Below are 19527 nucleotides of genomic sequence, written 5' to 3' on the forward strand. Positions count from 1 at the left end.
AATGGCTGATTCAAAAACAAAGAAAAGATGTAGCTTCTGTGGACGGTCGGAGAATGAAGTCGGATTCCTGATTACGGGAATGAATGGCTATATTTGCGACAGCTGTGCTACCCAGGCTTATGAGATTACTCAGGAGGCATTGGGAGAAGGCAAGAAAAGCACAGGAGCTACCAAACTCAACTTAAAAGAACTACCCAAGCCGGTAGAAATCAAGAAATTCCTCGACCAGTATGTGATCGGACAGGATGATGCGAAACGCTTCCTTTCCGTATCGGTCTATAACCATTATAAACGCTTGTTGCAAAAAGACAGCGGTGATGATGTGGAGATTGAAAAGTCGAACATTATTATGGTGGGCAGTACCGGAACCGGAAAAACATTGCTAGCACGCACGATTGCCAAGTTACTGCACGTGCCGTTTACCATTGTAGATGCTACGGTGCTGACGGAGGCCGGTTATGTGGGCGAAGATATCGAAAGTATTTTAACCCGTTTGCTTCAGGTAGCAGATTATAATGTACCTGAAGCAGAACAGGGTATCGTGTTTATCGACGAGATCGACAAAATTGCCCGTAAAGGAGATAACCCTTCGATCACTCGCGACGTGAGCGGTGAGGGTGTACAGCAGGGATTATTGAAATTGCTCGAAGGTTCTGTAGTGAACGTACCTCCCCAGGGAGGCCGTAAGCATCCGGACCAGAAGATGATTCCGGTAAATACCAAGAATATTCTCTTTATCTGTGGCGGTGCGTTCGACGGTATCGAGAAGAAGATCGCCCAACGGTTGAACACCCATGTCGTAGGTTATACGGCATCGCAGAAAACAGCGACGGTGGACAAGAATAACATGATGCAGTACATCGCTCCGCAGGATTTGAAGTCATTCGGACTGATTCCCGAAATTATCGGACGTCTTCCGGTACTGACCTATTTGAATCCGCTGGATCGGGATGCGCTTCGTGCGATCCTTACCGAACCGAAAAACTCTATCATCAAACAATACATCAAACTGTTTGAAATGGATGGTATCAAGCTGACATTTGAAGATGATGTCTTCGAATATATCGTTGACAAGGCGGTAGAATATAAGCTGGGTGCCCGCGGATTGCGCTCTATTGTGGAAACAATCATGATGGATGTCATGTTTGAAATCCCTTCAGAGAACAAAAAAGAGTATAAGGTGACGCTGGATTATGCAAAGATGCAACTGGAAAAAGCGAATATGGCACGACTACAAACTGCTTAAAATCAAAGAGTAAGGCTACAGAAAATGATCGTAACTGTATTTTCTTGAAAATATTAGTCGCATTTTGCTTGGTAATTACGAAGTTGTTTATAACTTTGTTTGGCTCTCTTGAAGAAGAGAACATACTTAAAGTTAAACCATGAACTGAATAAAACAACCTAAGTTAAGATGGCAAGGAAGATTAATTTAACAGATGAACTGAAAAAGTATTTCGGATTTAATAAGTTCAAGGGAAACCAGGAAGCGATCATTAATAACTTGCTCGATGGTAAAGATACCTTTGTACTGATGCCTACCGGTGGCGGGAAATCTTTATGCTATCAGCTACCTTCGCTCTTGATGGAAGGTACAGCAATCGTAATTTCTCCGCTTATTGCGTTGATGAAGAATCAAGTGGATGCAATGCGCAATTTCAGTGAAGAAGATGGCGTCGCCCATTTTATCAATTCTTCATTAAACAAAGGTGCGATAGACCAAGTGAGGTCGGACATCCTTGCCGGAAAGACAAAATTGCTATATGTAGCGCCGGAGTCGCTGACGAAAGAAGAAAACGTAGAGTTTTTGCGTTCGGTAAAGATTTCGTTTTATGCAGTGGATGAAGCTCATTGTATTTCGGAATGGGGTCATGACTTTCGACCGGAATACCGGCGGATTCGCCCTATTATCAATGAAATAGGAAAAGCTCCGTTGATTGCGCTTACCGCAACAGCGACACCGAAGGTGCAGCATGATATCCAGAAAAATCTGGGAATGGTAGATGCTCAAGTCTTCAAATCTTCGTTCAACCGTCCGAACCTTTATTATGAGGTACGTGCGAAGACCGCTAATATTGACAGGGATATTATCAAGTTTATCAAAAACAATCCGGAGAAATCAGGCATTATCTATTGCCTTAGCCGGAAAAAAGTGGAGGAACTTGCCGAAATCCTGCAAGCAAACGGTATCAATGCACGTCCTTATCATGCTGGTATGGATTCGTTGACCAGGACTAAGAATCAGGATGATTTCCTGATGGAAAAAGTGGACGTTATTGTAGCAACTATCGCTTTCGGTATGGGAATTGACAAGCCGGATGTAAGGTTTGTGATTCACTACGATATTCCAAAGAGTCTGGAAGGGTATTACCAGGAGACCGGGCGCGCCGGTAGAGATGGCGGTGAAGGTCAGTGCATAACCTTTTATACAAACAAAGACTTGCAGAAACTGGAAAAGTTCATGCAAGGAAAACCTGTGGCAGAGCAGGAAATTGGCAAGCAGCTTCTGTTGGAAACCGCTGCTTATGCCGAATCTTCCGTATGCCGACGCAAGACGTTGCTACATTATTTCGGTGAAGAATATACGGAAGAAAATTGTGGAAATTGTGACAACTGTTTAAACCCTAAAAAACAAGTGGAGGCTCAAGAGTTATTGTGTGCCGTGATTGAAGCGATTATCGCGGTGAAAGAAAATTTTAAGGCAGATTATATTATAGACATACTACAAGGTAAAGAAACTTCCGAAGTACAGGCGCATTTGCATGAAGACCTCGAAGTCTTCGGCTCCGGTATGGGTGAAGAGGATAAGACATGGAACGCAGTGATTCGTCAGGCGCTGATTGCAGGTTACTTGAGCAAAGATGTGGAGCATTACGGACTCCTGAAAGTGACGGAGGAAGGGCATAAGTTCCTGAAGAAGCCGAAGTCATTCAAGATTACCGAGGACAATGACTTCGAAGAGACGGAAGAAGAAGTGCCGGCACGTGGCGGTGGTTCCTGTGCGGTGGACCCGGCTCTTTATTCTATGTTGAAGGACTTGCGGAAGAAACTCTCGAAGAAACTGGAAGTACCGCCTTATGTGATCTTCCAGGATCCGTCTTTGGAAGCGATGGCTACCATTTATCCGGTGACATTAGACGAGTTGCAGAATATACCTGGCGTAGGTGCCGGAAAAGCAAAACGTTACGGTGAAGAGTTCTGTAAATTAATCAAACGCCACTGTGAAGAGAACGAGATAGAACGCCCTGAAGACCTGCGGGTACGTACGGTTGCCAATAAATCTAAGATGAAGGTAGCTATTATTCAGGCTATCGACCGTAAAGTGGCGTTAGATGATATCGCTCTTTCCAAAGGGATTGAATTTGGTGAACTGTTGGACGAGGTAGAAGCCATCGTTTATTCGGGAACCAAGCTGAACATAGATTACTTCCTGGAAGAAATCATGGACGAAGATCATATGCTCGATATCTACGATTATTTCAAAGAATCTACCACTGATAAGATTGATGATGCGCTTGATGAATTAGGCGATGACTTTACGGAAGAGGAAGTTCGCTTGGTACGTATTAAGTTCATCTCTGAAATGGCTAATTAAAAAAGCGAAAAAAATAGGCGTGCAGGTATGCGGTTTTGAATAAAAACCGTATATTTGCACGCAATAAATTTTAAACGCATAGCCCTATGTCATTTATTGCTGATAAGATTGTAATGGATGGGTTGACTTACGATGATGTATTGTTGATCCCCGCTTATTCTGAAGTTTTACCGCGCACTGTCGATCTCTCGACAAAGTTTTCAAAAAACATTGAGTTAAAAATACCTTTTGTGACGGCTGCCATGGATACGGTTACCGAAGCGAAAATGGCTATTGCCATTGCCCGTGAAGGTGGTATCGGTGTGATTCACAAAAATATGTCTATCGAAGAACAGGCAAGACAAGTTGCTATCGTAAAGCGTGCCGAAAATGGTATGATTTATGACCCTGTAACGATCAAAAGAGGTTCTACTGTTCAGGATGCACTGGACATTATGGCAGAATATAAAATCGGTGGTATTCCTGTGGTAGATGATGAAGGTTATCTGGTGGGTATTGTTACCAACAGAGATTTGCGTTTCGAAAGAGACATGGCAAAACATATTGATCTTGTCATGACTCCGAAAGAAAGATTGGTGACTACCAACCAGTCTACAGACTTGGAATCTGCTGCACAGATTCTTCAGAAACATAAGATTGAGAAACTTCCGATTGTCGGAATGGATGGAAAGTTGATCGGTCTTGTCACTTATAAAGATATTACAAAAGCAAAAGATAAACCGATGGCTTGTAAAGATGCCAAAGGTCGTCTGCGTGTAGCTGCCGGTGTAGGTGTTACTGCCGATACATTGGAGCGTATGCAAGCATTGGTGGATGCCGGTGCGGACGCAATCGTGATTGATACAGCTCACGGACACTCTAAATTTGTGATTGAAAAACTGAAAGAAGCAAAGAAACGCTTCCCGAATATTGATATTGTGGTAGGTAACATTGCTACCGGAGAAGCTGCCAAAGCTTTGGTGGAAGCTGGTGCGGATGCTGTGAAAGTAGGTATCGGTCCGGGTTCTATCTGTACAACTCGTGTGGTTGCCGGTGTAGGTGTTCCGCAGTTATCTGCTGTCTATGATGTTGCAAAAGCGTTGAAGGGTACAGGTATTCCTTTGATTGCCGATGGTGGTTTGCGTTATTCGGGCGACGTGGTGAAAGCGTTGGCCGCTGGAGGATATTGCGTAATGATCGGATCATTAGTTGCCGGAACAGAGGAATCTCCGGGTGACACTATTATCTTCAATGGTCGTAAATTCAAATCCTATCGTGGTATGGGTTCGTTGGAAGCAATGGAGAATGGTTCGAAAGACCGCTACTTCCAGAGTGGAACTGCTGATGTGAAGAAGCTTGTTCCGGAAGGAATCGCTGCCCGTGTTCCTTATAAAGGTACGCTTTTCGAAGTTGTTTATCAACTGAGTGGTGGTTTGCGTGCAGGTATGGGATACTGCGGTGCTGCCAATATTGAGAAACTTCATGACGCTAAATTTACCCGCATTACCAATGCAGGTGTAATGGAAAGTCATCCGCACGACGTGACGATTACTAGTGAATCGCCGAACTATAGCCGTCCGGAGTAATAGATAAATACGGTGAACTAGTAACGGTGAACGGTGAACAGGCTGTGTTGTCAGCAGGGTGTTCACTGCTCACCGTTTGTTATTTATCTGTTATTGTCATGATGCTTGTTGTTTAATTGATCGGAAAGAAAATAAAATAGATGATGAAAAGAAGCCTGTTGTTGGGATGTATTTCTCTTTTTGTAGTCGTGGCCTTTGCGCGGGAAGATCCCGTATTGATGCGTGTGAACGGAAGAGAGATACTCCGTTCGGAATTTGAATATGCGTACCACCGTTATGCGGAACGTTCAAATGTCGAACTTTCACCGAAAGAGTATGCAGCACTTTTCGCTCAATCGAAATTGAAAGTGGAAGCTGCCAGGGCTGCCGGACTTGATACGACTTCTGTTTTTCGTAAACAACAGGAGAAATGCCGGACCGAATTGGTGGAATCTTATTTGATAGACAGGCAAGTGATGGATAGCTGTGCCCGTGCTATCTATCAGAAAATGGGACTGAAGGCACGTAGCGGCAGGGTACAGGTGATGCAGATTTTCAAACGTTTGCCGCAGATAATCACTTCCAGGCATTTAGAAGAAGAAAAAACGCGGATGGATTCTATATACCGGGTGATACAGAATCAGCCGGATTTGAATTTTAACCGTTTGGTCGAAATATACTCGGATGATAAGCAAAGTAGATGGATTGAATGTCTGGAAACAACGAGTGAGTTTGAGAATGTTGCTTTCTCTTTGGCAAAAGGTATGGTATCCCAGCCTTTTTTCACTCCTGAAGGGATTCATATCTTGAAAGTGGTCGATCGGGAGGAAACGGCTGCTTATGAAAATGTCAGTGTCAGATTAATGGAACGGTTACGGCGCAAGGAAATTTTGGACAAAGGTACAGGTGCGGTGCTCGAGCGATTGAAAAAAGCATGGCAGTATATTCCCAATCAGGCGGCAATGGAAGAATTGCTGGCGAAAGGCCGTACAGAACAAACCCTGTTTACGATTGACGGACAAGCGTACACCGGAACTATGTTCACTCATTTTGCCTCTTCCCATCCTCAAGCTGTCAAACGGCAGTTGGAAGGATTTATAGCCAAGTCATTGCTGGATTATGAAAGCCGGAACATCGATAAAAAGCATCCTGAAATACCTTATGCCTTGCGGGAATCTGATGAAAACTATTTGGTGGAAGAGATAACACGTCAGAAAATAGATTTGCCCGCAGCCAATGACCGCGCGGGATTGGCTACTTATTTTAAATTTCATTCGTCGGATTATCGGTGGGAGAGTCCCCGGTATAGAGGAGTCGTGCTTCATTGCGTTGATAAAAAGACGGCAAAGCAAGCCAAAAAAATGCTGAAGAAAGTGCCGGAAAAAGAGTGGGCGGAAAAGCTTCGGCAAACTTTTAATACATCCGGGGAGGAAAAGATACAAGTTGAACAAGGAATTTTTGCCGACGGAGACAATAAATATATAGATAAACTGGTTTTTAAGAAGGGTGATTTTGACCCTTTGGTGTCTTATCCTTTTACTATTGTTGTAGGCAAAAAAATGAAAGGTCCGGAGGATTATCGGGAAGTAATTGATCGGGTTCGAAAGGATTATCGAAGCTATCTTGACACGTGCTGGATGCGGGAATTGAGTGAGTCCGGTAAGGTTGAAATAAACCAAGAGGTTTTAAAAACAGTTAATAATAACTGATGTAACCGATTATTCACTATCTTCGTACCTTAAATAAGTAGATTTTAGTTGCCGATGCGAATATTAGTCCTCTTACTGATTACCCTTCTTGGTTGTGGAGCGTGCAAGGAACAGCGCGACCACAAAGGAAAGACTCCTTTGGTAGAGGTGGACGGTAACTTTTTATATAAAGAAGATTTGATGTCCGTGCTTCCGGTCGGATTGTCAAAAGATGATAGCATTCTCTTCGCCGAGCACTATATTCGTAGTTGGGCGGAAGAGATTTTATTGTATGAGAAAGCTGCGAACAATATCCCAGATAATGTGGATGTAGACAAACTGGTGGAGAATTATCGGAAAGCGTTGATCATGCATACTTATCAGCAGGAGTTGATTAACCAGAAGTTGACGAATGATATTTCCGAACACGAGATAGCAGAGTATTACGGCAAAAACAAGGAATTGTTTAAACTGGAAAGCCCGTTGATTAAGGGATTGTTTATTAAAGTGCCGTTGACAGCTCCGCAGTTGAACAATGTGCGCAGATGGTATAAGTCGGAAAAACAGGATGCTATTGAGAGTCTGGAAAAATATAGTTTGCAGAATGCGGTGAAATATGAATATTTCTATGATAAATGGGTGTCTGTGACCGATGTCCTGGACATGATTCCGTTGAAAGTAGAGGCACCGGAAGAGTACGTAAACAAACACCGTCAGGTAGAATTGAAAGATACGGCTTATTATTATTTCCTGAATGTGAGCGATTATCGTGGAGTTGGTGAGGAGAAACCGTATGAATTTGCCCGGTCGGAAGTGAAAGACTTACTGGTGAATCAGAAACGGGTGAGCTTTATGGAACAGGTAAAGAACGACTTGTATCAGCAGGCGGTAAGTAAGAAGAAGATTATATATAATTATTAAATACAAAGAATGAAGAAGTTTGTGAACTTTAGATTTGTTGTTACCCTTGTCCTGGCAATATTTGCTAATGTGGCAACCTATGCACAAGATAATGTGGTTGATGAAGTAGTTTGGGTTGTAGGTGACGAAGCTATTTTAAAATCAGATGTAGAAGAGGCCCGTATGGATGCCTTGTATAATGGACGCAGATTCGAAGGCGATCCTTATTGTGTAATTCCTGAAGAGATTGCTGTGCAGAAGTTATTCCTGCATCAGGCAAAGTTGGACAGTATCGAGGTTTCCGAAGCGGAAATCATTCAGCGTGTGGATATGATGACCAATATGTACATCCAGCAGATCGGTTCCAGAGAGAAAATGGAGGAGTATTTCAATAAAACATCCACCCAGATTCGTGAGACTTTGCGTGATAATGCACGTGACGGATTGACGGTTCAGAAGATGCAGCAGAAACTGGCAGGAGATATCAAAGTGACTCCGGCAGAAGTACGCCGTTATTTCAAAGACCTTCCACAGGATAGTATCCCTTACATTCCTACACAGGTGGAAGTGCAGATTATTACTTTGCAACCCAAAATACCCGTTTCGGAAATCGAGGATGTAAAGAAGACACTGCGTGATTATACGGATCGTGTGACAAAAGGAGAAATCGACTTCTCCACATTGGCACGTTTGTATTCTGAAGACAAGGCTTCTGCCATTAAAGGTGGTGAATGTGGATTTATGGGACGTGGTATGATGGACCCCGCTTATGCGAATGTGGCATTCAGCTTGCAGGACCCGAAGAAAGTTTCCAAAATTGTAGAATCGGAATTTGGTTTCCATATTATCCAGTTGATTGAGAAGCGTGGTGACCGTGTTAATACTCGCCATATCCTGTTGCGTCCGAAAGTATCGGAAAAAGAACTGACCGAGGCTTGTGCCCGTCTGGATTCTATTGCAGATGATATTCGTGCTAACAAATTCACATTTGATGATGCGGCTGCCGTTATCTCACAAGATAAGGATACCCGTAACAATCATGGTATCATGGTGAACATCAATGAACATTCAGGTATCACTACCTCTAAGTTCCAGATGCAGGATCTTCCTCAAGACGTTGCTAAGGTAGTGGATAAGATGAATGTTGGCGAGATTTCCAAAGCTTTTACAATGATTAATGAGAAAGATGGAAAAGAAGTATGCGCTATCGTGAAATTGAAAACGAAAATCAATGGTCATAAAGCAACCATCGCGGAAGACTATCAGGATCTGAAAGAAATCGTAATGGATAAGCGTCGCGAAGAGGTGTTGCAGAAATGGATTCTGAACAAGCAAAAACACACTTATGTACGCATCAACGAAAACTGGCAGAAGTGTGACTTCAAGTATCCGGGTTGGGTCAAGAATGACTGATATAACCTTGCTTTGACTTTATATGCTGAAAAAGAATAAGAAAAATAAACAACAAGACAGGCATAGATGGCTCCTTATAGGCTTTCTATGCCTGTTTGGTGTATGTCTTGCGCAAGACAACAAGAAGCAACCGGAGAATAAAAAGACCAAAGTTTACTTGCTTCATGCTGACGAAGGACAGGCGGATAAGCTGGCACGTCCGGATGTGCAGGTGTTGATTGGTAACGTGAAGTTGCGCCATGACAGTATGTATATGTACTGTGACAGTGCACTGATTTTTGAGAAAACCAACTCCGTAGAAGCCTTCAGTAATGTGCGTATGGAACAGGGAGATACCTTGTTCATCTATGGTGATTATCTTTATTATGACGGAATGACGCAAATTGCGCAACTTCGTGAAAATGTGAAGATGATTAACCGGAACACTACTTTGCTGACGGACAGTTTGAACTATGACCGTCTCTACGACCTCGGATATTATTTCGAGGGAGGAACTTTGATGGATGAAGAGAATGTACTGACTTCTGACTGGGGTGAATATAGCCCTGCAACGAAACAGTCGGTATTCAACCATGATGTGAAGCTGGTGAATCCTAAGTTTGTGTTGACCTCCGATACATTGAGGTATAATACGGAGAACAAAATAGCAGTGATTCTCGGACCTTCCAATATCGTCAGTGATAATAATCATATCTATTCGGAACGGGGATTCTATAACACATTGACCGAACAAGCGGAATTGTTGGACCGTTCGGTCCTGACCAATCAGGGGAAGAAACTTGTAGGCGACAGTCTCTTCTATGACCGGATAATCGGTTACGGAGAAGCATTCGATAATGTGAAGATGACAGATTCCATTAATAAGAATATGCTGACGGGGGATTATTGTTTCTATAATGAATTGACGGACTCCGCATTTGCAACAAAACGCGCTGTTGCTATCGATTATTCACAGGGAGACAGTCTTTATCTGCATGGAGATACTTTGCAGATGGTGTCCTATAATCTGAATACCGATTCTTTGTACCGGTTGATGAAGGCTTACCATAAAGTACGTATGTATCGTACAGATGTTCAGGGAGTATGTGACTCACTGGTTTATAATTCGAAAGATTCCTGTATGACCATGTATACTGACCCTATTCTTTGGAATGACGGACAGCAACTGCTTGGTGAGCAGATCAAGATTTATATGAATGACAGTACGATTGACTGGGCGCACATTATCAACCAGGCATTGACAGTGGAGATGAAAGACTCTATTCACTATAATCAAGTGTCCGGCAAGGAGATGAAAGCCTATTTCGTTAATGGAGATATGCGCCATATTGAGGTGATCGGTAATGTATTGACAGCTTTTTATCCTGAAGAGAAAGACAGTACGATGACCGGATTTAATTGTCTGGAAGGTAGTATGCTCCATCTTTATATGAAGGATAAGAAAATGGAAAAAGGACTCTTTATCGGCAAATCCAACGGAACGATGTATCCGATGGACCAGATACCGCCTGATAAACTGCGTCTTCCCACTTTTGCCTGGTTCGACTATGTCCGTCCGCTGAATAAGGACGATATTTTCAACTGGCGCAGCAAGCGTGCGGGAGAAACATTGAAGCCGACTACCGACCGGCGACCAAAGACAGAAAAGCGAAACTTAATAAATATGAAGTAGTATGGGAATGTTTAACTCAATGAGAAAGCCCCGGGGCTTTAATCATCAATACATTTATGTGGATGAGCGGAAAGAAAAGCTCGCTAAGATGGAGGAGAACGCCAAACGTGACTTGGGAATGCTGCCGGAGAAAGAATTTAATCCGGAAGATATTCGCGGTAAATTCGTCGAAGGTACTACACATTTGAAAAGAAGAAAAGCAAGTGGCCGCAAACCAGTCTCTTTCGGAATCATACTGATAATCATAGCCTTCCTTCTCTATCTGTGGCATTATTTAGCAACAGGAAGCTGGAGTTTTTAATTGTTAATTTACGAAGTATGAGCGATATCATTCATTTGTTACCTGATTCGGTAGCTAACCAGATTGCTGCCGGTGAAGTAATACAACGTCCGGCATCTGTTATCAAGGAGCTAGTGGAGAATGCGATTGATGCAGATGCGCAAAATATACATGTGTTAGTGACTGATGCGGGTAAAACCTGTATTCAGGTGATTGACGATGGAAAAGGAATGTCCGAAACGGATGCCCGTCTCTCTTTTGAGCGGCATGCTACTTCCAAGATACGGGAAGCTGCGGACTTGTTTGCTTTGCGTACCATGGGATTTCGCGGAGAAGCATTGGCATCCATCGCAGCAGTGGCGCAGGTAGAACTAAAGACGCGCCCGGAATCGGAAGAACTGGGAACGAAGCTGGTGATTGCAGGTTCTCAAGTGGAGAGTCAGGAGGCTATATCCTGTTCTAAAGGAAGCAACTTCTCTGTAAAGAACCTGTTCTTTAATGTGCCTGCCCGTCGTAAATTTCTAAAGGCTAATTCCACTGAATTGAGTAACATCCTTGCCGAATTTGAGCGTATCGCTTTGGTGCATCCGGAAGTTGCCTTTTCGCTTTATAGTAATGATTCGGAGCTCTTCAATCTTCCGGTATCACAGTTACGTCAGCGTATTCTTGCTATTTTCGGTAAGAAGCTCAACCAGCAATTACTGAATATAGACGTGAATACTACCATGGTGAAAATCTCCGGATACGTAGCCAAACCGGAGACTGCCCGTAAGAAAGGAGCCCATCAGTATTTCTTTGTCAACGGACGCTATATGCGCCATCCTTATTTCCATAAGGCAGTCATGGAGGCTTATGAGCAGTTGATTCCCGTCGGTGAACAGATTTCTTATTTTATCTATTTTGATGTGGATCCGGCCAATATTGACGTAAATATTCATCCGACAAAGACCGAAATCAAGTTTGAGAATGAGCAGGCCATCTGGCAGATACTTTCAGCATCCGTTAAGGAATCGTTGGGTAAGTTCAGTGCTATCCCTTCCATTGATTTTGATACGGAGGATATGCCTGACATTCCGGCATTTGAGGAAAAGATATCTTCCGAACCTCCGAAGGTACATTATAATACAGAATATAATCCGTTTAAAGTCTCTACCGGTGGCGGCGGATCGTATAGCCGTTCGAAAGTAGAATGGGAGGATTTGTACGGAGGGCTGACAAAAGCCAGTAAGATGAATAATCCGCAGCCGGAACCCGAAATGGATTGGGCGGATTCTTCTATTGGAGGCGAATCGGCCTTTGTGGAAGAAAAGATAGAGACGATGACATCCGCTGCTTCTTCTACTTTGTATGCCAATGAACCGGTGATGGAAAAGGGGAATCAGCATTTACAGTTCAAAGGGCGGTTTATTCTGACTTCAGTTAAATCCGGTTTAATGTTAATCGACCAACACCGGGCACACATACGGGTGCTTTTTGATCGCTATATGATACAGATACAGCAGAAACAGGGAGTATCGCAGGGCGTTCTTTTTCCGGAAATACTACAATTACCGGCTTCGGAAGCTGCTGTTCTTCAAAGTATTATGGATGATTTGTCGGCAGTCGGCTTCGATTTGAGCAATCTGGGAGGCGGTAGTTATGCCATTAATGGTATTCCTTCGGGTATTGAAGGACTGAATCCGGTCGAGCTGGTGCGTAATATGCTACATACAGCGATGGAAAAAGGAAGTGACGTTAAAGAAGAGATTCAAAGTATTCTGGCAATTACATTGGCGCGGGCAGCGGCTATTATCTACGGACAGGTGTTGAGTAATGAAGAAATGGTAAGCCTTGTAGACAACCTTTTTGCCTGTCCCTCACCGAATTACACACCCGACGGGAAAATCGTTTTGACAACTATTAAGGAGGAGGACATCGAAAGATTATTCAAATAAAACAAATAAATTCATCTTTTCCTAAAACCTTTTAGTCCAGTTCGTGTTATTTAAATAGTTCAACAAAGAAAAAGATTTAAATAACCACTTAACTATTAGGTATATGAAAAAGATTCTGATGTTGCTGGCATTTGCCGGCGTTGCGTCTGTCGCTTCTGCGCAGCAGACAATGACTGTAACTGAATACGAAGTGATTCAGGTGCAAGATAAATATCAAGTAATAACTAATCCTTTCTGGAGTAACTGGTTCTTCTCTGTAGGAGGAGGTGCTCAGGTATTGTATGGAAACAATGACCATATCGGTAAGTTCAGAGATCGTGTCGCTCCTACATTCAACGTGTCTGTTGGTAAATGGGTAACTCCGGGATTCGGATTGCGTTTGCAGTACAGCGGTCTACAGGCCAAAGGATTCACCACCAGCGAAACTGCTAATTATGTGGTTGGTGGTCCGAGAGAAGATGGCTCTTACAAACAAAGATGGGACTACATGAACTTGCATGGTGATTTGATGATTAACCTGAATGCACTTTTCGGTGGATACAATCCGAATCGTGTATATGAAATTATCCCTTATATTGGTGCTGGTTGGGCTCATGCTTATTCTCGTCCTCACACTAACTCCGCTACTTTCAATGCAGGTATTATCAACCGCTTCCGTTTGTCGAATGCTGTTGACTTGAACTTGGAATTGAGTGCAACAGGTCTGGAAGGCAAGTTTGACGGCGAACACGGAAGTAAACCTGATTACGATGGTATCTTAGGTGCTACTATTGGTGTAACTTATTATTTCCCAACTCGCGGATTCCAACGTCCGGTTCCACAGATTATCTCTGAACTCGAATTGAACCAGATGCGTAATCAGATGAATGCAATGGCAGCAGCTAATATGCAATTACAACAGCAGTTGGCAAATGCACAACAACCGGTTGAAGTAGAAGATACTGAAGAAGTTGTTATAACAGATACTAACATTGCTCCGCGTACTGTATTCTTCAAGATTGGTTCTGATAAATTATCTCCGCAGGAAGAAATGAACTTGTCATATCTTGCCAGCAAGATAAAAGATACTCCGAATGCTACATACACAATCAACGGATATGCAGACTCTGCAACAGGTACTCCGGCTTTCAACCAGAAGTTGAGCTTGGAACGTGCGCAAGTTGTTAAAGACCTGCTCGTTAAAAAGTATGGCATCTCTGCCGATAGATTGAAAGTTGCAGCCGGTGGTGGTGTTGACAAATTCGGTCAACCGATTCTGAACCGTGTAGTATTGGTCGAATCAGCACAGTAATCATATAATTTCAGTATCCGGCGATTCTTTGTGATCGCCTGCTGAAAGAGAGAAGGCGGCTGAAAGCGAATCCTGAAATAAGGTATTTTCGCTTTCAGCTGCCTTTTTATTAGTTTGGTAGAGAATGTGAATGCGAGTTGTAATTTTCCCATCCCCTTCACCTTTCTTCTGAACTCTCGATGAATACACTGTTTGCGGGTGAAGGAAGTCCTTTTCATTACTGTATTCATCACATTACATATCGAAAAAATGTCATTACAGTGTTTTCTAAAATCCTTGTATTAATTGGAGAAAACACTGCAATGTTTTTTTAAATCATCCCAATGAAAAAAATAATCTATTAGCATATTTGTTTTTGCTATTAGCATATTCCTGTTAGCTATAATGATATTCTGATTAGCTATAATGATATTGCATGCAAAGCAAAGTGAAAAAGCTGGTGTAAGAGTCGCCATTCACCCGCCAACTCTTTATTCATCGGGGGCCTGGGATAAAGGTAAAGGGCGATTGCTATCTTCAGACTTTGAGATCTGTAGTCTGATTTGTGTAATTGATGTAAACTTACATTGTTGCGATAATCCAAATAATTTAATAACAATTGATTGAGACTATTAATTATTATCTATATTTGTGATATCGAACTCAAATCTGGAATATTATGGACGATTTTAATACTGTATATGCGCTACTTGTTTTAGTTATGCTATTTGTGCTATTGAGTAGGTTGGATAATCGCTTCGGGAAAGTAGAGAGAGAATTGAATGAGATAAAGAAACGAATGGACGATTATCTCAAACTTCAGCAAAAGACTGCTACTGAAGAGCATAAACCTAAAGAGGAAATAGTTGTAAAAGAAACAGAAGATGTCCCTTTGATCTCTCAAATGACAGAGCATGTTACGGTAATAAAGGCTGCACAACAAGGGAAAGTTGTTTCGGAAAAACAAGAATCGGTTGTTGAAACAGTACGTGAGACACTGGGAGAGACACAAGAAAAGACGGTTGAAACAGAACTGGAAGAAGTTTGTATTGAGGCTGTTCGAAAAGAATCTGCTAAATCTCCGACTGTTCCGGTTATCCCGGTTGCTCCGGCTGTTTCAAGACAAAAGAAGCAAGTGAATTACGAGAGGTTCATCGGTGAGAATCTCTTCGGAAAGATCGGTATCCTTATATTCGTCATCGGTGTAGGTTTCTTTGTGAAGTATGCTATTGATAAGAATTGGATCAATGAGACTTTCCGTACCGTACTTGGTTTCCTGACGGGAGCTGTATTGCTGGCCGTTGCCGAACGGTTGCAAAAGAAATATCGTACATTTAGCTCGCTACTTGCGGGTGGCGCTTTTGCTGTATTCTATCTTACGGTTGCCATTGCATTCCATTATTATCATATCTTCTCGCAGACTATGGCGTTTATCATTCTGATAGGCGTCACTGTATTTATGTCTGTTCTGTCTGTGGTGTACAATCGGCGCGAACTGGCTATCATTTCACTTGTCGGAGGATTTCTTGCACCTTTCATCGTAAGCAGTGGAGAGGGAAGTTATCTGGTACTGTTCACTTATGTAAGTATCCTGAATCTCGGTATGTTCGGACTTTCCATTTATAAGAAGTGGGGTGAGCTTCCGATTATCTCATTTGTCTTTACCTGGCTGATAATGGGAATCTTTCTTTTATTTAGCTATACCTCCAGTTCTACAGTTATTTCGGGGCACTTGTTTTTGTTTACCACTCTGTTTTATTTTATCTTTCTGCTTCCGGTGTTCTCCATTCTTCGTGGGGAAGATATGCGAACAATGAGTCGGGGACTGGTATTCGTCATTATAACGAATAATTTTATTTATTTGCTTTCGGGAGCTTTGTTCTTGCGGAATATGGGATGGTCTTTCAAAGCAAGCGGTTTGTTGAGCCTGTTTATCGCTCTTGTTAATTTAGGGCTGGTGCTTTGGTTATGGAAGAGCCGGAAGGACTATAAATTCTTGGTGTATACCACTTTGGGACTTGTGTTGACATTTGTCTCTATTACCGTCCCGATTCAGTTGGATGGAAATTATATAACATTAGTTTGGGCGTCAGAAATGGTGTTATTGTTATGGCTTTATATCAAGTCGAGAATCCGGGTATATGAATATGCGGCAAAGATACTGGTGGGACTCACCTTTATTTCTTACCTGATGGATATATATAATGTAGTAATGTATGAACATCATGTTGTCGGCACTATTTTCCTGAACAGTTCATTTGTCACCTCTTTGTTTGTAGGGCTGGCTACCGGAGCATTTGCTTTGTTGATGGGACATTATAGCTCATTCTTCTCTACAGCCCGTCAACTGAAATATGGTTTCTGGAATCCTTTCATGCTTTTTGTCTCTGTAGCTATACTCTATTATACATTTATGATGGAGTTCCACCTGCATTTTGAGGGAGCTACGAGGAGCGGAGCAATGTTCTTGTTTACTGCCATTGCCATTTCGAGTGTTTGTTATGCTTTCAGAAAAAGATTCCCGATCACCCGATATCTGACTTTCTATATGCTGGCTATTGGGGTAAATTCGCTTGTATACATCATAAATATATGGGGAGACCAATGGGAGAACATGGCTTTTGTGCCTGTTGTACTGCGATGGTTCACGGCAGCCTTTGTAATAGCGAATATCTATTATGTGGCACGCCAATACTATCTATTAATCGGCATCAAGAGTCGTTTCACTATTTATCTCAATATTCTGGTCACTCTTCTTTGGGTGACAATGGTGCGCTCTTTCCTCTGGCAGGTAGGAGTGGATGATTTCAGTGCCGGTCTTTCGCTTTCATTAAGTATTGCCGGATTTGTTCAGATGGGACTAGGGATGCGTTTGCATCAGAAAGTCATGCGCATGATAAGCCTTTCGACTTTCGGAATCGTTCTGCTTAAACTTGTATTTGACGATTTGTGGGCAATGCCTACTATTGGTAAAATCATTGTGTTCATCATTCTCGGACTGATATTACTGATACTTTCATTCCTTTATCAGAAACTAAAGGATGTATTATTCAAGAATGACGAAGATGAAGTTAGCTAAATCTTAAATTGTATATTATAATAAAGGCTGCCATTCTTTCTTAGAGTAGGCAGCCTTTACTTTATATGATACGTTTTTATGCAAACTTCCTTATTCCTGTGAGAAACGTTTTACCTGTTCCTCGATTAACTCCTTGTCATCGAAATAATTAATCTTCATTGCTTTTTTCACATCTGCCAAAGTCTCGGCAGCAGCAGCTCTGGCTACTTCGCATCCTTGCTGAAGCATGTCATAGATAGCCGGAATATCTTTGCTGAACTCTTTACGACGATTACGAATCGGTTCGAGTATTTCTTGCATAATAGAGTTTAGGAAACGTTTCACTTTTACGTCGCCCAGTCCGCCGCGTTGATAATGTGCTTTCAATTCTGCCAGATTCGGATAATCCGGTAAGTAGCGTTCGAAATGTTCGGGAAGGCAGAAAGCGTCAAGGTAAGTGAATACGGTGTTACCTTCAATCTTTCCCGGGTCTTGTACACGGAGATGTCCCGGATCGGTATACATACTCATAATCTTCTTCTGGATTTCTTCCGGTTCTTCCGAAAGGTAGATACAGTTTCCGAGTGATTTACTCATTTTAGCTTTACCGTCAGTTCCCGGAAGACGCAGGCAGGCTGCATTGTCCGGCAACAGGATTTCCGGTTCTACCAATGTCTCACCATATATATAGTTGAAACGGCGAACGATTTCACGAGCCTGTTCGAGCATTGGTTCCTGGTCTTCACCCACAGGGACAGTTGTTGCACGGAATGCTGTGATGTCCGCTGCCTGGCTGATAGGATAAGTGAAGAAACCTACGGGAATACTAGCTTCAAAGTTACGCATCTGGATTTCCGATTTCACAGTCGGGTTACGTTGCAGTCGGGATACGCTTACAAGGTCCATATAATAGAAGCTAAGCTCGCATAATTCCGGAATTTGCGACTGTATGAAGATGGTAGCTTTAGACGGATCTATGCCACAAGCCAGATAGTCAAGGGCTACTTCAATTACATTCTGACGCACCTTTTCCGGATTGTCTATATTGTCTGTCAATGCTTGCGAATCGGCAATGAAGATAAACATCTTGCTATAATCACCTGCATTTTGCAGGTCAACTCTGCGTTTCAACGAACCTACATAGTGACCGATATGAAGTCTTCCGGTAGGACGGTCGCCCGTCAATATGATTTTTTCTTTTCCCATATTTTATTACCTTATTATATAATGGCAACAAAGATAAGGATAAAAACTGAAAGATACATCAAAATGTAGTTACTTCATGATTAATGCTTACTACTGTTAGTCTTGAAAATGAGCTATCTATCAGAAAATTATTAAAGAAAATATTCTGTTTACCGGATTAATTCAATATCTTTGTCGGTATCTAAAAACTTTTATATTATGAAAACGGGAAAACTACTAGGAATGTTGCTATTCGTTTTAGGTACATTCAGCCTGATAGGTTGTAATGATGAAATGACTGATGAGGAAGAAGGCTGGTATGATAGCATCCCGGATGGAAATTTCTTTTCGAGAGGTAACACGGTGCAATTTTACTATATAGATGAGAATGGAAACAGTCTGATAAATCCGGAGGATAAAAATACACTCCCTGTGTCATGGCGTGAAGAATTAGTTAATCCGATAGAACGTACAGAAGACTATAATGCGGAGCATGGTAACTATAATGGTAATCATAACTGGGTTGTTTATGATGAGGAAGAGGGGTTGTACTATTGCACAGTGAGCGCTTATGGAGATGAAAGACAGAGCACTTATTCTTTTCCAATTTATGTAAATGGCGAAAAGGATGCAATGCAAATCACTTATAAATATACGGATAGAGACGTTATCGGCGGTAAATATTGGGCGAAAATGATATCCTGGAAATATAATGGCGTGCATGTTTACTCGGACGACGACGAACCATACAAGAAAGTATTCATTAAAAAAGCCAATGGAAAAACGACCGTTTCATTGACGCGGTAAACTATTTCGGTAAAAAAGTGAACGTTTCTTTTTGTCATGTGCAAAATATGTCGTTACTTTGCACAAATTTTGAAATCGACAATGAATCAACAGGAAATCAGAAGTAAGTATTATCTACATTCGGATGTTTTGCACCCGGAAACGGCAGACTTCTTCTCTTTTCTCCAAAAACGATATTTTA

General features: G+C 42.2%; 13 protein-coding genes. 12 read left to right on the top strand and 1 reads right to left on the bottom strand.

From position 1 onward, the window contains the following. Position 1 precedes the first annotated feature (1 nt). The 11 genes from clpX to AB3G73_RS20995 all read left to right on the top strand — a co-directional run bounded on the left by clpX (position 2) and on the right by AB3G73_RS20995 (position 17375). Positions 2–1246 (top strand): ATP-dependent Clp protease ATP-binding subunit ClpX, encoded by a 1245-nt coding sequence (clpX, locus tag AB3G73_RS20945; protein ID WP_148366589.1) that lies wholly within the window; start codon positions 2–4, stop codon positions 1244–1246. 168 nt (positions 1247–1414) lie between these two features. Then, a complete protein-coding gene (gene recQ / locus AB3G73_RS20950) occupies positions 1415–3595 on the top strand; it encodes a DNA helicase RecQ (RefSeq protein WP_148366588.1) in 2181 nt (726 codons plus the stop codon). Between the two features lie 86 nt (positions 3596–3681). Then, entirely contained in the window at positions 3682–5160 is a 1479-nt protein-coding gene (gene guaB, locus AB3G73_RS20955; RefSeq protein ID WP_148366587.1) for an IMP dehydrogenase, read from the top strand. Positions 5161–5303: 143 nt separating this feature from the next. Further along, positions 5304–6848 (top strand): peptidylprolyl isomerase, encoded by a 1545-nt coding sequence (locus AB3G73_RS20960; protein WP_234132385.1) that lies wholly within the window; start codon positions 5304–5306, stop codon positions 6846–6848. Between the two features lie 54 nt (positions 6849–6902). Further along, positions 6903–7748 carry a peptidyl-prolyl cis-trans isomerase gene (locus tag AB3G73_RS20965; protein WP_148366586.1) on the top strand — a complete coding sequence of 282 codons (846 nt, stop codon included), beginning with the start codon at positions 6903–6905 and terminating at the stop codon, positions 7746–7748. 9 nt (positions 7749–7757) lie between these two features. Continuing rightward, entirely contained in the window at positions 7758–9140 is a 1383-nt protein-coding gene (locus tag AB3G73_RS20970; RefSeq protein ID WP_122138585.1) for a peptidylprolyl isomerase, read from the top strand. Positions 9141–9162: 22 nt separating this feature from the next. Then, the gene (locus tag AB3G73_RS20975) at positions 9163–10812 is read left to right on the top strand and encodes an OstA-like protein (RefSeq protein ID WP_148366585.1); all 1650 of its coding nucleotides are present in this window, start codon (positions 9163–9165) and stop codon (positions 10810–10812) included. Position 10813: 1 nt separating this feature from the next. Continuing rightward, positions 10814–11113: a hypothetical protein gene (locus AB3G73_RS20980; RefSeq protein ID WP_004297174.1), complete on the top strand. Its 300-nt coding sequence runs from the start codon at positions 10814–10816 to the stop codon at positions 11111–11113. A 17-nt stretch (positions 11114–11130) separates the two neighbouring features. Next, positions 11131–13026, top strand: coding sequence for a DNA mismatch repair endonuclease MutL (gene mutL, locus AB3G73_RS20985; RefSeq protein ID WP_367745557.1), 1896 nt, complete (start codon positions 11131–11133; stop codon positions 13024–13026). A gap of 103 nt (positions 13027–13129) precedes the next feature. Then, positions 13130–14317 (top strand): OmpA family protein, encoded by a 1188-nt coding sequence (locus AB3G73_RS20990; protein WP_148366583.1) that lies wholly within the window; start codon positions 13130–13132, stop codon positions 14315–14317. A gap of 658 nt (positions 14318–14975) precedes the next feature. After that, positions 14976–17375 carry a DUF2339 domain-containing protein gene (locus tag AB3G73_RS20995; protein WP_320974972.1) on the top strand — a complete coding sequence of 800 codons (2400 nt, stop codon included), beginning with the start codon at positions 14976–14978 and terminating at the stop codon, positions 17373–17375. Between the two features lie 90 nt (positions 17376–17465). On the opposite strand, the gene trpS is transcribed toward AB3G73_RS20995, so the two are convergent. Next, positions 17466–18560: a tryptophan--tRNA ligase gene (gene trpS, locus AB3G73_RS21000; protein ID WP_004297181.1), complete on the bottom strand. Its 1095-nt coding sequence runs from the start codon at positions 18558–18560 to the stop codon at positions 17466–17468. 198 nt (positions 18561–18758) lie between these two features. Between trpS and AB3G73_RS21005 the strand changes: the two genes are divergently transcribed. Further along, entirely contained in the window at positions 18759–19346 is a 588-nt protein-coding gene (locus AB3G73_RS21005) for a hypothetical protein (protein WP_367745558.1), read from the top strand. Positions 19347–19527 lie beyond the last annotated feature (181 nt).

Origin of the sequence: Bacteroides sp. L008 (genome assembly GCF_040812255.1) — a bacterium.
Lineage (GTDB): Bacteria > Bacteroidota > Bacteroidia > Bacteroidales > Bacteroidaceae > Bacteroides > Bacteroides vicugnae.